Genomic DNA, 14198 nt, shown 5'->3' with positions numbered 1-14198 from the left:
GAAAAGCCTCACGCGAACGTTACCAATTTGTAATTCTCGCGGGGACTTGGCTCCCTTGAAAAGCCACATTCGGAGGCACAATTATCTATCAACGGCACCTGATCAAGCCGTTGTCTGGCACACGGCCTGTCCCCCGCCGCGCCAGACAAAGGACAAAGGCCTCATCCCCCTCTCCGGGCCTTTGTCCATAATTCGAAGAAGCCGCCGCGACAAGCCTCCTGTCGTCGGCGGCTTTTCGTTTTTGGGTTCGTGGATCGCAGGCTATCCATTGTCTTCCGCCCTGAACCGGCATAGCGTTCGTGCATGGACTTTGACCGGACGGCGTCGGCAGCATACCTCGCCAATCTCCTGGCGAAGGCGGCGTCCCGTGCCCTCCAGGCACTGGCGGACGGGGCCGGCTTCGCCCCGGGGCAGTTGCCCGTCCTGCTCGAATTGTGGAACGGCGACGGTCTCACACAGCGCGAACTTCTCGACCGCCTCGACATCGAGCAGGCGACGATGGCCAACACCCTGGCCCGCATGCAGCGCGACGGCCTGATCTCGCGCCGGCGCCATCCCAGCGACCGGCGCGCGCAACTCGTTTTCCTCACGCAGCGCGGCAAGGCCCTGCGCGATACGGCCATGACGGCGGCCAGCCAGACCGAGGACGCTCTCTTCCAGGGATTCCGTCGTTTCGAGCGCGAGCTTCTGCTAGAGTACATGCGCATGCTGCTTGCCAATCTCGGCCGCGATCCGCGCGTGTGAGCGTCGCGGAAACGTCATACGATTTGCCCTCTCCGACGCGATCGGTCTAATGTCGGCATGAACACATCTGATTTGCCGCATGAAGGCCCGGGCGTCTCCGCTTGCGGCGCGGTATTCTCCGGGGATTCTACCATGACCAATATTCTGCCCGTCCTCGATCACGCCATTGCCGGTGTCCCGGCCAGCCTCGAACGCCTGTTCGAGCTGGTGCGCATCAAGTCCATTTCCACCGATCCGGCCTTCAAGGCGGAGTGCCGCAGGGCGGCCGAATGGCTGGTGGCGGAACTGCGCTCGCTCGGCTTCGACGCGACGGTGCGCGACACCCCCGGCCACCCCATGGTCGTCGCCCATCACGAAGGTGCCAAACCCGATGCGCCGCATGTTCTGTTCTACGGCCACTACGATGTGCAGCCGGTCGATCCGCTGAACCTTTGGGATCACGATCCCTTCGAGCCGGCGGTGCGTGAGTCCGCCGGCGGCCGCCGCGTCATCACCGGCCGGGGTACGTCCGACGACAAGGGTCAGCTTATGACCTTTGTCGAGGCCTGCCGCGCCTATAAGGAAACGGTGGGCGCATTGCCCTGCCGCGTTTCCATCCTCTTCGAAGGCGAGGAGGAATCCGGCTCTCCGTCGCTGAAGCCGTTCCTCGAGGCGAATGCCGCCGAGCTCAAGGCCGACTTCGCGCTCGTCTGCGATACCAATATGTGGGACGGCGATACGCCGGCCATCTCGGGCGGGCTGCGCGGCCTGGTCGGCGAGGAGATCGTCATCAAGGCCGCCGACCGCGACCTGCATTCCGGCTATTTCGGCGGCGCGGCCGCAAACCCGATCCATATCCTCACGGAGATCCTCGCCGGCCTGCATGACGAGACGGGGCGCGTCACGCTGGATGGTTTTTACGATGGTGTCGAGGAGACGCCTACGCAGATTAAGGCTGCCTGGGAGACGCTCGGCAAGACTGCTGAAAGCTTCCTCGGCGAGGTCGGTCTTTCCATTCCCTCGGGTGAAAAGGGCCGTTCCGTGCTTGAACTCACCTGGGCGCGTCCGACGGCCGAAGTCAACGGCATTACCGGCGGCTATACGGGCGAGGGGTTCAAGACCGTGATCGCGGCGGAAGCCTCGGCAAAGGTGTCCTTCCGCCTCGTCGGCAAGCAGGACCCGGCGAAGGTGCGCGATGCCTTCCGTGCCTATGTGCGCGCCAAGATCCCGGCCGATTGCTCGGTCACGTTCCACGCCCATGGCGGCTCGCCGGCAATCCAGCTGCCCTACGATTCGACGCTGCTGAACAAGGCCAAGTCGGCGCTTTCCGACGAGTGGCCAAAGCCCGCCGTCATCATCGGCATGGGCGGATCGATCCCTATCGTTGGTGATTTCCAGAAGATGCTCGACATGGATTCGCTTCTCGTCGGCTTCGGCCTGGCGGATGACCGCATCCATTCGCCGAACGAGAAATACGAGCTGCGCTCCTTCGAAAAGGGTATCCGCTCCTGGGTGCGGATTCTCGCAGCGCTCGCCGCACGTTGACGCAGATGTGATCACGAAAAGGACCGGCTTTAATCGCACACGGGTAAAGACTGGCCTACGGACAAGAGAAAGCCTGCATCGCCGCGTGCGATGACAGGCCCGGAAAATGGGGAAAGGATGAGGATGGCGTCACGATGGATCGCGAAAAACCCTTGCCGCAACAGGATGATGCCGGCAGGAGGCGAGGCAGGATGAAGCGTTTGAAGAAGTTCTTCTGGCCGCTCGTCAGCACGCTCGCCATCGCTCTGTCCATCTACATTCTCTACAAGGACCTGCGCGGTCTTTCCCTTGAGGAATTCATCGCCAGCATCCACGCCATCCCCACATCCGGCTGGCTTCTCGCCTGTGTCGCAACGCTTGTGGCCTATGCGGCGCTTGCGGCCTACGACCATCTCGCGCTGGAGCATCTCGGCCACCGCATATCGCTGTGGTACATCACGGTCACCTCCTTCACGACCTACGCGTTGTCACACAATATCGGCGCTTCGGTGTTCTCGGGCGCGCTGGTGCGCTACCGCGCCTATACGTCGAAGGGGCTGACGGGATCGGAGGTCGGCGTCCTCGTCGCCTTCTGCTCCTTCACCTTTGCGCTTGGCACGGTGATGCTCTTCGGCCTCGTCCTGGTGCTTGAACCCGAGATCATCGAGCGCTTCGCCGATTTTCTTCCGCTGGAGGCAGCCTATTCGACGGGCTTCGTGATCCTGGCGCTGGTAGCCCTCTATGTGGTGGGCAGTCTTGTGGGTTTCCGACCGATCAACACCCGGTGGCTGAAGCTTGAATATCCCAAGCCCTCGCTGGTCTTCCGCCAGCTCTTCATCGCGCCCATCGAGTTGATCGGTGCGGCTGCGATCATCTATTTCGTGCTGCCGACGGAAGGCAATCCAGGCTTCTTCGTGATTCTCGGCATCTTCCTGGCGTCCTTTTCGGTGGCGCTCCTGTCGCATGCCCCCGGTGGCATTGGCGTGCTCGAACTGGTCTTCATTGCCGGCCTGCCGGATATGGATCCGGCTTCTGTGCTCGCCGCACTCGCCGTCTTCAGGCTGTTCTACCTGATCATCCCGTTCATCATGGCGCTGGTCGTGATCCTGATCTATGAGCGGTCCCGTTATCTTGCGCGCGTGCGGGAGGGCGAAGACTAGGCAGGATCTTTCCGGTTCATACTGCGTTCATTCGAATTATTTCATTATATGAAACGTCTAGAACAACATGAAGAACTACGAACAGTAGGGAGACCGCCATGAAGACATCGATCAAGACCGGCCTGTCCGCAGTCATGGCAGCAGCCATGTTTGCAACGTCCTTTGTGGCCGCGCCGGCCGTCGCCATGCCGCTGCCCAAGGCCGGCGTTTCGCAATCCACGGACGTCGAGCAGGTGCAGTACTATCGCGAGCGTCATTATCGTGACCGCCGTGCATGGCGCGAGGATCGTCGTGGCTGGCACAATGGCCACCGCGGTTATCGTGAACATCGTCGTGGCTATCGCCGTCATTCCGATGGCTGGTGGTATCCGCTGGCTGCGTTCGGTGCCGGCGCCATCATCGGTGGTGCAATCGCCAATGACGGTTACTCGCGTCCGCGCGAAGCGGGTATCAACCCGCGCCACACCGACTGGTGCTTCGCACAGTACCGCTCCTACCGGGCTTACGACAACACGTTCCAGCCCAACTATGGCCCGCGCCGCGAGTGCCTTTCGCCTTACTATTGAGGCAGTTTCTCCGGGCGGCCTTCGGGCCGCCCGATCTCTTCACGCCGATTTGGCTCAAAGTCACGGTGACGTGTTCACCGCTTCTTAACGACCCCTTAAATCGCCGCATTTAAAGTTCATCGGACGACAACGTTTCCGAGGGCATCTCCGACCGCTTATGGCATCCAACCGAAAATCCCAGCGCATCGAACCGTCTTTTCGGGGTTCCGGACGACGAGACGACGACGATGACTTCCACGTCGGCGCCGAGGATCGTGTTGTCGATGGGGGCCGCAAGGCCCGCGGTAAAGCCCAGAAGACGTCGCGTGAAAAGCGCGCCTCGTCGCGCCGGCGCGACACGTCGGGCGGCTTTTTTGGTCTTATCCGTCGCCTGTTCTACTGGTGCATCGTACTGGGTATCTGGGGCGCGATCGGCGTCGGCGGCCTCGTGCTCTATTACGGCGCGCGCATGCCGAGTGCCACGAGCTGGGCCATTCCCGACCGGCCACCGAACATCAAGATCCTGGCCGTCAACGGTGACGCCATCGCAAACCGCGGAATGACCGGCGGCGAGGCGCTGTCGCTGGAAAACATGTCGCCCTACATTCCTCAGGCGGTGATCGCCATCGAGGACCGGCGCTTCTATTCGCATTTCGGCATCGATCCGCTGGGGCTTGCCCGCGCTATGCTGACGAACGTCACGTCCGGCCGCATGGTGCAGGGCGGCTCGACGCTCACGCAGCAGCTCGCAAAGAACATGTTCCTCTCGCCCGACCGCACGCTGGAGCGCAAGGTGCAGGAAGTGCTGCTCGCCATTTGGCTCGAGCACAAATACAGCAAGGACCAGATCCTTGCGATGTATCTCAACCGCGTCTTCTTCGGCTCGAATTCCTATGGCGTCGAGGCCGCCTCGCGGCGCTACTTCAACAAGTCGGCGCGCGACGTGAACCTCGGCGAGGCGGCGCTTCTCGCCGGTCTGCTCAAGGCGCCGTCGCGCCTGTCGCCCGCCCGCGACCCGGAAGCCGCCGAAGCCCGCGCGCAGGTGGTGCTCGGCGCGATGCGCGAGGAAGGTTTCGTTACCGACAACGAGATCAAGACCGCCATGTCGCAGACGCCTGCGCGGGCGAAGAGCTATTGGTCGGGCGCCCAGTACTATGCCGCCGACATGGTGATGGCGCAGCTGCCGGGCATGATCGGCGACATCAAGGAAGACCTGGTCATCGATACGACCATCGACCTTGATCTGGAAAAGAAGGCCGAGGAGACGCTCACCGCCCTGCTCGACAAGAACCGCGCGAAATCCAACGCCTCTCAGGCCGCCCTCGTTTCCATCGACGGCACGGGCGCCATTCGCGCGCTGGTCGGCGGGCGGGATTATGCCACGAGCCAGTTCGACCGCGCGTCCAAGGCCAAACGCCAGCCCGGCTCCGCCTTCAAGCCCTTCGTCTATGCCGCAGCGCTTGAAGCGGGGCGTTCGCCGCTGTCGGTGCGCAACGACGCGCCTGTCCGTATCGGCAACTGGACGCCCGAGAACTATGATCAGAAATACCGCGGCGAGGTAACGCTCACCTCCGCGCTTGCCCATTCTCTGAACACGATTGCGGCCCAGCTCGTCATGGAGGTCGGCCCGAACGATGTCGTCAAGCTTGCGCGCCGGCTCGGTATCGAATCGGAGTTGCAGGCCAATGCCTCGATTGCGCTCGGCACGTCCGAAGTCACCCTGGTCGAGCTGACCTCCGCCTATGCCCCCTTCATGAACGGTGGTTACAAGGCGACGCCGCACATCATCCGCCGCATCTCGACCGCCGAAGGCAAGGTGCTCTACGAGAACACCTACGACAATCCGCCCCGCGTTCTCGAACCCAACATCGTCTCGATGATGAACGGCATGATGATGCGGGTCATAACCGAGGGCACGGGCAAGGCCGCGCGCATTCCCGGCTGGCAGGCGGCGGGCAAATCGGGCACGACGCAATCCTTCCGCGATGCGCTCTTCGTCGGTTATACCAGCAACCTGACGACGGGCGTCTGGTTCGGCAACGACAACGGCGATTCGATGAAAAAGGTCACCGGCGGCGGGCTTCCTGCGCAGGCCTGGAGCCAGTTCATGACCGCTGCCCATGCCGGGCTCACACCCTCGCCGCTCTTCGGAACCGCGGGCGGCGATCCCTTGCAGGAAGGCACCCAGCCGGTGCCGCAGGAAGGCGGCGACGAACTGTTCGACGTCATCTCCCGCACGCTGGGCGTCGACGAGCGCCCGGCAGAAGGTGGCGCGGCTGTCGCGAGCGAACAGACGGGCGCGGTACCTTTCGACGATGGCATGACGCCGCCTGCCGATGTGGGCGAACAGCGCCAGCCGGCCACGCGGCGCACGACGCTGCTGGATGTGCTTCTGGGGGGCTAACGGCCGCCGCCTACTCTATCCGTAAGCTATAGTGACATTTGTTTTTCTATTGGTGGCTGGTGCGGGAATCCATTCCTCTGCATAAGGTCCGACCCCGGTCCGCGGCAACCTGATTTGGAGCGCGCGAAGCGTCGCCTCCCTTGCTATTATCTCATTGGCGGGTATCAGCCCCTCGATCGTCTCGTAAGCTTGCGGCGTTGGTTTCCAGTTCGGTTCGCGCCTGTGAACTGCCCGCAGCGCCTCCTGCATTCGGCTCGTGCTGACGGCCAGTCGCGCCTCTTGCGCGGGCGTGATGGGTTGCCATCTGCCGAGAATGCGCACCTTGCCGCTGCCGCGCGGACCGCGGGGATTGACGAGGATGGGGCGGTCTCCATCGCTTTCAGCTGTCCATTGTCCTCCATCGGGATTTCCCGCCGGGATGCGCGGCTGGTCGACGCGGAAGCCCGCCTTCAGATGGAGGGACAAGGTGAGCGCGCGCATTTCGACATGGAGCGCTGCGTACTGGTAGCGTGATTGTAAAAGATCGGAGTCGTCGGGATCAGGTTTACGCGCAATGGCTTGAATCGCGCCCGCGATTGCGCTTGATTGCAGCGTGCGCGCACGGGCCGGCAATCCTGCGCCGGATGTGCTGATTTTGCGAGCTTTGCGGCGTCGCGATGTCTTGCAGTCGTCTGGAGGGGTCCTTATATACCCCGCAAGGCTACGGATAAGTCCGGGGCTTTCGCTAAGACCATACCATTAGGGGCTGCCAAAAGAATGCCTGAATGGGTTCCGGCAGTTCGCTTGAAGGAGAGAATGACATGGCTAAAGTAATCGGTATCGACCTCGGGACGACCAATTCCTGCGTATCCGTCATGGACGGAAAGGACGCGAAGGTCATTGAGAATGCAGAGGGCGCGCGTACGACCCCTTCGATCGTCGCCTTCAACGATGATGGCGAGCGCCTGACCGGCCAGCCGGCAAAGCGCCAGGCCGTCACCAATCCGGAAAACACCCTCTTCGCAGTGAAGCGCCTCATCGGCCGCCGCTACGACGACAAGCTCGTCGAGAAGGACAAGGGCCTTGTTCCCTACAATATCGTCAAGGGCGACAATGGCGATGCCTGGGTCGAGGCACAGGGCAAGGGGTATTCCCCCTCGCAGATTTCCGCGATGATCCTTCAGAAGATGAAGGAAACCGCTGAATCCTATCTCGGCGAAAAAGTCACGCAGGCCGTCATCACGGTTCCGGCCTACTTCAACGACGCGCAGCGCCAGGCAACCAAGGATGCCGGCAAGATCGCGGGTCTTGAAGTTCTCCGCATCATCAACGAGCCGACGGCTGCGGCACTCGCCTACGGCCTCGACAAGAAGGACGGCAAGACCATCGCCGTCTACGACCTTGGTGGCGGCACGTTCGATATCTCGGTTCTGGAAATCGGCGACGGCGTCTTCGAAGTGAAGTCGACGAACGGCGATACCTTCCTCGGCGGTGAAGACTTCGACATGCGTCTGGTCAACTACCTCGCCGACGAATTCAAGAAGGATCAGGGCATCGACCTGAAGAACGACAAGCTCGCTCTGCAGCGCCTCAAAGAAGCTGCCGAAAAGGCCAAGATCGAACTGTCCTCCTCGCAGCAGACCGAAATCAACCTGCCGTTCATCACGGCCGATGCTTCCGGTCCCAAGCACCTGACGATGAAGCTGACCCGCGCCAAGTTCGAAGCTCTTGTCGATGACCTCGTCCAGCGCACCGTCGCACCGTGCAAGGCAGCCCTCAAGGATGCCGGCGTCACGGCGGCCGAGATCGACGAAGTCGTTCTCGTCGGCGGCATGAGCCGCATGCCGAAGGTGCAGGAAGTCGTCAAGCAGCTGTTCGGCAAGGAGCCACACAAGGGTGTGAATCCGGATGAAGTGGTCGCCATGGGCGCCGCCATCCAGGCCGGCGTTCTGCAGGGCGATGTCAAGGACGTTCTGCTTCTCGACGTGACCCCGCTGTCTCTCGGCATCGAAACGCTGGGCGGCGTCTTCACCCGTCTGATCGAGCGCAACACGACGATCCCGACGAAGAAGTCGCAGACCTTCTCGACCGCCGAAGACAACCAGTCGGCCGTGACCATCCGCGTCTCGCAGGGCGAGCGTGAAATGGCTGCCGACAACAAGCTGCTCGGCCAGTTCGACCTCGTCGGCATTCCGCCGGCACCGCGCGGCATGCCGCAGATCGAAGTCACCTTCGACATCGACGCCAACGGCATCGTGCAGGTCTCGGCCAAGGACAAGGGCACCGGCAAGGAGCACCAGATCCGCATCCAGGCTTCCGGTGGTCTGTCCGACGCCGACATCGAGAAGATGGTCAAGGACGCCGAAGCCAATGCCGAGGCCGACAAGAAGCGCCGTGAGGCTGTCGAGGCGAAGAACCAGGCCGAAAGTCTGATCCACTCGTCTGAAAAGTCCCTCAAGGACTACGGCGACAAGGTCACGGAAGCCGACCGCAAGGCCATCGAGGACGCGATTGCCGAGCTCAAGACCGCTGTCGAAGCATCCGAGCCGGACGCCGAGGACATCAAGGCCAAGACCAACACGCTCATGGAAGTTTCCATGAAGCTCGGTCAGGCCATCTATGAGGCGCAGCAGGCCGAAGAGGCCGCTTCCTCGGGTGATGCCGGCGACAACGTCGTCGACGCCGATTATGAGGAAGTCAAGGACGACAAGAAGTCGGCCTAAGCCTCCAGAGATGCCGGCCGCGTTTTACGCGGCCGGTGCAATTGGATAGCAGGAAGGCGGAAGTCAGCGCGAAGGGAAACAAGGCACCATGATTACTCCCGTTTTTCGCGGCGACGATGTCATGGCCTTCCCTTCGCCGGCTTCCGCCTTTTTGCATGCGCGTTTTTCGCTCGCGCAGGCTAAGGCAAGCTTCCAGGTCCATAACAAGAAGACCGTTCCCACGAAACGGACGTGAACCCGAATGGCAAAAGCTGATTTTTACGAGACGCTGGGTGTCTCCAAGACCGCCGACGAGAAGGAGCTGAAAAGCGCCTTCCGCAAGATGGCGATGAAGTTTCACCCGGACAAGAATCCCGGCGATGCTTCAGCCGAACAGAAGTTCAAGGACGTCAACGAGGCCTATGAGACGCTCAAGGACCCGCAGAAGCGCGCGGCCTATGACCGATACGGCCACGCCGCCTTCGAGCAGGGCGGCATGGGCGGTGGCGGCTTCGGCGGCGGCGGTTTCCAGGGCGGCGGCTTCTCCGACATCTTCGAAGACATCTTCGGCGAGATGATGGGCGGCGGTCGCCAGCGTCGCTCCTCAGGCGGGCGCGAACGCGGCGGCGACCTGCGCTACAACATGGAAATCTCGCTGGAAGAGGCCTACGCGGGCAAGACCGCACAGATCCGCGTACCGACGTCGATCACCTGCGATGTCTGTTCCGGCTCTGGCGCCAAGCCGGGCACCAGCCCCAAGACCTGCGCGACCTGCCAGGGATCGGGTCGCGTGCGCGCCGCACAGGGCTTCTTCTCCGTCGAGCGCACCTGCCCGACCTGTCATGGTCGCGGCCAGACGATCAGCGATCCCTGCACGAAGTGCCACGGCAACGGCCGCGTCACTGAAGAGCGCTCGCTGTCGGTCAACATACCCTCGGGCATCGAGGACGGCACGCGCATCCGGCTGGCCGGGGAAGGCGAGGCAGGCCTTCGTGGCGGCCCGGCGGGCGACCTCTACATCTTCCTGTCGGTGAGGCCGCACGAGTTCTTCCAGCGTGACGGTGCTGACCTCTACTGCGCCGTGCCGATCTCCATGACGACGGCAGCGCTTGGCGGCACCTTCGATGTCGCGACGCTCGACGGCACGAAGTCGCGGGTATCGGTGCCGGAAGGCACGCAGGCCGGCAAGCAGTTCCGCCTGAAGGGCAAGGGCATGCCGGTTCTGCGTTCCTCGCAGGTCGGTGATCTCTATATCCAGATCCAGATCGAGACGCCGCAGAAGCTGACCAAGCGCCAGCGGGAATTGCTCAAGGAGTTCGAGGAGATTTCCTCGAAGGACAACAATCCGGAATCGTCGGGTTTCTTCGCCCGGATGAAGGAATTCTTCGACGGCTGAGCCGTATTGAAAGACAAGCAAAAAGCCGGGGTGCGACGCGCCTCGGCTTTTTTTATGCCGCCCTTAGAATGAAGTTCGAGAAACGCTTCTGCACGAAGGGCGAGACGACGAACACGATGGAGAAGACCATCACGGGCGCGATGACAGCCGTACGCTGCCAGATCGTCCAGCGCTCGGTCAGCGGCAGGACGATATAAAGGATCGTCGTGATCAGCGGGTAGACGGGCACCAGCATGGCGAGGGCGAGGTGCAACTTGGAAAGCTTGCGGGGAACGGATGTGTCGGACATGGGAGGACCTTTATGGAACGGAACGTTTCGTTTATATGGAAACGAAACGTTCCGTTCAAGTGCCTACTGTGCTAGAAACATAAAAAAGGAAAATGCCATGCCCGAGACAGAAAACAGCCCGGCTCGCCGCTCGATCGGCGCCACCCGCAATCCGGCAAGTCAGGAGGCCATTCTGGCTGCTGCTGAAGCTGTGCTTCTGGAAAACGGCCTGAACGGCTTCTCCATCGAGGCGGTGGCCAAGCGCGCGCGCGCGGGCAAGCCCACCATCTATCGCTGGTGGCCTTCGCAGGCGGCCCTTCTGCTGGATGTCTACCACAGCCGCAAGCACATCAATTTCCTCTTTCCCGATACGGGCAATGTGCGAGATGATCTGCGCGCCTATCTTTCGGGCCTGCTGAAGACTTGGCGCGAACACACCAGCGGCGCGGTGTTCCGCAGTCTGGTGGCGAAGGCGCAGGGCGAGCCGGCGGCGCTGGCCGCGCTTTCTGCCTACATGGCAGACCGGCGCGCGCAGAGCGGCGAAATTATCAAGACGGCGCAGGCGCGTGGCGAAGTACGTGCGGATGCCGATCCCGAGCTGATGACGGAGATACTGGCGAGCTTCGCCTGGGGTCGCCTGTTGACGGACAGGCTCGACGTTTTGGACAAGGACATCGACGCCGTCGTCGACGCCATCCTTACCGGGATTGCGGCAAGCCCATCCGCTTGAACACTCAGCCGGCCGTGTGCACGAGCCGCAGCGTTCCATCGCTGGCGACGAGAGGGGCCACGCCGAGGTAGTTCGCGAGCTGCGGGTGGCTCGTTTCGAGCGGATGGTCGTGTGTGGCAGTGATCACTGCGACATTCGCGCCGGCGCTCTCCCCGGCAAGGATGCCGGCGAGCACGTCTTCGAACACCAGGCAATCGGCCGGATCGAAGCCAAGCCGCGCGGCACCGAGCTTGTAGCCATCCGGCGCTGGCTTGCCCTTGGTGACATCCTCAGACGTTACAAGGACATCCGGCAGCGGAATACCGGCGGCCGCAAGGCGGCGGCGGGCAAGGGCTACGGGGGCCGACGTCACGATGGCCCAGCGATCCCGAGGCAGGGCCGTCAGGAAGGCAATGGCGCCGGGCAGGGCAACCACGCCCTCCACGTCCTCGATTTCCTGCCGCTCGACCTCCAGCGCCTCCGCAGCCGCATCAACGCCCGGCAGTCCCAGTTGCGTAATGGTATCGATGCCGCGCTTGCCATGCATCATCGGCAGGAAGGTCGGCACGTCCAGCCCATGCTTCAGCGCCCAGCGCGACCAGACACGTTCGGCAGCAGCGATGGAATTGATCAGCGTGCCGTCCATGTCGAAGAGGAAAGCCGAGAAGCTGCGATCGAAAACGGGTGTGGCGTTGAGCAAGACAGAAACCTGTTGGCTGGGAGAGGAGGATGCAAGGCGCGGGCCTTTCGATTACCCGCTTGGGGCCGCGCAGGCAACCTTTCTTGCGTTATCGGCCGGGCCGGACTTGGTTGCGGCCGGCCACGACACCATCTTTCTGTTATTGCCCGATGAATATGCCCGCAAGTGATTCCACTCGCGCGAAAAATACTCTAGCTCTCAAGCCATGCCGCACAAGGTTTCCCTTTCCCGCCTCAAGCTCACGGATTTTCGCAATTATGCGAGCCTGTCGCTGCCGCTCGACGGCCGGCATGTCGTGCTGACAGGACAGAACGGTGCGGGCAAGACGAACCTCATGGAAGCCGTGTCGTTGCTGTCGCCCGGCCGCGGCCTGCGCCGCGCCGCCTATGGCGATATCCCCCGCGCCGGAAGCGCGGGTGGCTTTTCTGTCTTTGCCACGCTCGACGGCATGTCGGGAGAGGTGGATATCGGCACCGGCACGGAAGGCGGCGAGGAGGGGCAGGCGCGCAGGCTTCGCCTTAACGGCACGCCTGCCCGCACCGTGGACGAGCTTCTGGATCATCTGCGCGTGGTCTGGCTGACGCCCTCGATGGATGGCCTGTTCACCGGCCCCTCCGCCGACCGGCGCCGGTTTCTCGACAGGCTCGTGCTGTCGCTCGATCCCGAGCATGGCCGTCGGGCCGCGGATTTCGAAAAGGCGATGCGCGGCCGCAATCGTCTCCTGTCCGAGCCGCGGCCCGATCCCGCCTGGCTGTCAGCGCTGGAAAAGCAGATGGCCGAGCTTGGTATCGCCATGGCCCATGCGCGCCACGAACTCGTGGGGCTGCTGTCCGGCCTCGTCGAGGCGGCGCGCGATGATGGGCCGTTTCCGTCGGCCACGATGCGGCTGTCGGGCTTCCTGGACGAGGAATGGCAGCGCCCTGCCTATGAGATCGAGGATATCTATCTCGGCCTGCTGCAGGACGGCCGTTACCGCGATGCTGCCGCCGGCCGCACGCTGGAAGGTCCCCACCGTGCCGACCTCCTCATTCGCCACCGCGAAAAGGACATGGAGGCCGAACGCTGCTCGACGGGGGAGCAGAAGGCACTGCTCGTCGGCCTCATCCTGGCCCATGCGGGGCTTGTCGGCGGCATGACCGGCCATGCGCCGGTATTGCTGCTCGACGAGATCGCCGCCCATCTCGATGAAGGCCGCCGCGCCGCACTGTTCGACCGCGTCGATGCGCTCGGCGGCCAGGCCTTCATGACCGGCACGGACCGGTCTATGTTCGATGCGCTCGGCGAGCGCGCCCAGTTCCTAACCGTCTCGAACGGAGGCATTCTGCCATGACCGATCCGCTGAGCCCCGAAGAGATAGACCGTTACCGTCGCCATATCGTGCTGGCCGAAATCGGCGGTGCCGGCCAACAGAGGCTGAAGCAGGCAAATGTCCTTGTTGTCGGCGCAGGCGGGCTGGGCGCGCCGGTCATCCAGTATCTTGCCGCCGCCGGCATCGGCCATATCGGCGTCATCGACGACGACACTGTTTCGCTCTCCAACCTCCAGCGGCAGGTGATCCACGATACGGCGGGTCTCGGTGCGCCGAAGGTTGAGAGTGCGGCGGCTGCGGTCGCTCGCCTCAACCCGCATGTCCGCTTCACCGGCATCGCGGAACGCCTCACCGTACAGAATTCCGCGGACTTGTTAGCCGGCTATGATCTTCTGGTGGACGGTTCCGACAATTTCGATACACGCTACACGTCCGCCGATGCGGCCGAGACCGCTGGCATCCCGCTGGTCACCGGCGCGGTCGGTCGTTTCGATGGTTCGCTGACGGTGCTTAAACCCTACGAGGCCGGCGCGGACGGTACGCTATATCCCGGCTACCGCGATCTCTTCCCCACGGCCCCGCCGCCGGGTGTCGTGCCCGCCTGCGCCGAAGCCGGCATTGTCGGCGCGCTGACGGGCGTCATCGGCACGCTGATGGCGATGGAGGTGATCAAGCTCGTCACCGGCGCTGGCGAGCCGCTGATCGGCCGCCTGCTGCTCTATGACGGACTGGCGGCCCGGTTCGAAACGCTGAAATACAAAAGGCGGCGCGCCTAGAGA

The 14198-nt window shown here is 62.9% G+C and carries 14 protein-coding genes; 11 read left to right on the top strand and 3 right to left on the bottom strand.

What is annotated here, in order from left to right; genetic code table 11:
• Positions 1–303 precede the first annotated feature (303 nt).
• The 5 genes from MNR02_RS15590 to MNR02_RS15570 all read left to right on the top strand — a co-directional run bounded on the left by MNR02_RS15590 (position 304) and on the right by MNR02_RS15570 (position 6356).
• Positions 304–744 carry a MarR family winged helix-turn-helix transcriptional regulator gene (locus tag MNR02_RS15590; protein WP_241947429.1) on the top strand — a complete coding sequence of 147 codons (441 nt, stop codon included), beginning with the start codon at positions 304–306 and terminating at the stop codon, positions 742–744.
• A 132-nt stretch (positions 745–876) separates the two neighbouring features.
• A complete protein-coding gene (locus tag MNR02_RS15585) occupies positions 877–2268 on the top strand; it encodes a dipeptidase (protein ID WP_241947428.1) in 1392 nt (463 codons plus the stop codon).
• A gap of 191 nt (positions 2269–2459) precedes the next feature.
• Positions 2460–3407 carry a lysylphosphatidylglycerol synthase domain-containing protein gene (locus MNR02_RS15580; protein WP_241599975.1) on the top strand — a complete coding sequence of 316 codons (948 nt, stop codon included), beginning with the start codon at positions 2460–2462 and terminating at the stop codon, positions 3405–3407.
• 98 nt (positions 3408–3505) lie between these two features.
• Positions 3506–3973 carry a BA14K family protein gene (locus MNR02_RS15575; protein WP_241947427.1) on the top strand — a complete coding sequence of 156 codons (468 nt, stop codon included), beginning with the start codon at positions 3506–3508 and terminating at the stop codon, positions 3971–3973.
• 157 nt (positions 3974–4130) lie between these two features.
• Positions 4131–6356: a transglycosylase domain-containing protein gene (locus tag MNR02_RS15570; protein WP_241947426.1), complete on the top strand. Its 2226-nt coding sequence runs from the start codon at positions 4131–4133 to the stop codon at positions 6354–6356.
• A gap of 15 nt (positions 6357–6371) precedes the next feature.
• Here the strand turns inward: MNR02_RS15570 and MNR02_RS15565 are convergent, their stop codons facing one another.
• Entirely contained in the window at positions 6372–6968 is a 597-nt protein-coding gene (locus MNR02_RS15565) for a hypothetical protein (RefSeq protein WP_241947425.1), read from the bottom strand.
• 188 nt (positions 6969–7156) lie between these two features.
• Here MNR02_RS15565 and dnaK point away from each other — a divergent pair, with 188 nt between their 5' ends.
• A complete protein-coding gene (dnaK, locus tag MNR02_RS15560) occupies positions 7157–9058 on the top strand; it encodes a molecular chaperone DnaK (RefSeq protein ID WP_241599990.1) in 1902 nt (633 codons plus the stop codon).
• 241 nt (positions 9059–9299) lie between these two features.
• A complete protein-coding gene (gene dnaJ / locus MNR02_RS15555) occupies positions 9300–10433 on the top strand; it encodes a molecular chaperone DnaJ (protein ID WP_241599992.1) in 1134 nt (377 codons plus the stop codon).
• A 52-nt stretch (positions 10434–10485) separates the two neighbouring features.
• On the opposite strand, the gene MNR02_RS15550 is transcribed toward dnaJ, so the two are convergent.
• Positions 10486–10722 carry a hypothetical protein gene (locus tag MNR02_RS15550; protein WP_241600000.1) on the bottom strand — a complete coding sequence of 79 codons (237 nt, stop codon included), beginning with the start codon at positions 10720–10722 and terminating at the stop codon, positions 10486–10488.
• A 97-nt stretch (positions 10723–10819) separates the two neighbouring features.
• Here MNR02_RS15550 and MNR02_RS15545 point away from each other — a divergent pair, with 97 nt between their 5' ends.
• Positions 10820–11431 (top strand): TetR/AcrR family transcriptional regulator, encoded by a 612-nt coding sequence (locus tag MNR02_RS15545; RefSeq protein ID WP_241947424.1) that lies wholly within the window; start codon positions 10820–10822, stop codon positions 11429–11431.
• A gap of 4 nt (positions 11432–11435) precedes the next feature.
• Here the strand turns inward: MNR02_RS15545 and MNR02_RS15540 are convergent, their stop codons facing one another.
• Positions 11436–12056, bottom strand: coding sequence for an HAD-IA family hydrolase (locus MNR02_RS15540; protein ID WP_241948894.1), 621 nt, complete (start codon positions 12054–12056; stop codon positions 11436–11438).
• A 46-nt stretch (positions 12057–12102) separates the two neighbouring features.
• On the opposite strand from MNR02_RS15540, the gene MNR02_RS15535 reads away from it, so the two are divergent.
• The 3 genes from MNR02_RS15535 to MNR02_RS15525 are packed head-to-tail and all read left to right on the top strand — an operon-like array spanning position 12103 to position 14195.
• Positions 12103–12279 carry a hypothetical protein gene (locus tag MNR02_RS15535; RefSeq protein WP_241947423.1) on the top strand — a complete coding sequence of 59 codons (177 nt, stop codon included), beginning with the start codon at positions 12103–12105 and terminating at the stop codon, positions 12277–12279.
• Positions 12280–12315: 36 nt separating this feature from the next.
• Complete coding sequence (gene recF / locus MNR02_RS15530; protein ID WP_241947422.1) at positions 12316–13440, top strand: DNA replication/repair protein RecF; 1125 nt, start codon at positions 12316–12318, stop codon at positions 13438–13440.
• Positions 13437–14195, top strand: coding sequence for a molybdopterin-synthase adenylyltransferase MoeB (locus MNR02_RS15525; protein WP_241947421.1), 759 nt, complete (start codon positions 13437–13439; stop codon positions 14193–14195). The genes recF and MNR02_RS15525 overlap by 4 nt, the downstream gene beginning before the upstream one ends.
• Positions 14196–14198 lie beyond the last annotated feature (3 nt).

Source organism: Shinella sp. H4-D48 (assembly GCF_022637395.1).
Lineage (GTDB): Bacteria > Pseudomonadota > Alphaproteobacteria > Rhizobiales > Rhizobiaceae > Shinella > Shinella sedimenti.
The sequence above is the reverse complement of the archived record's forward strand: the minus strand, read 5'-3'. Positions and strand labels throughout refer to the sequence as shown.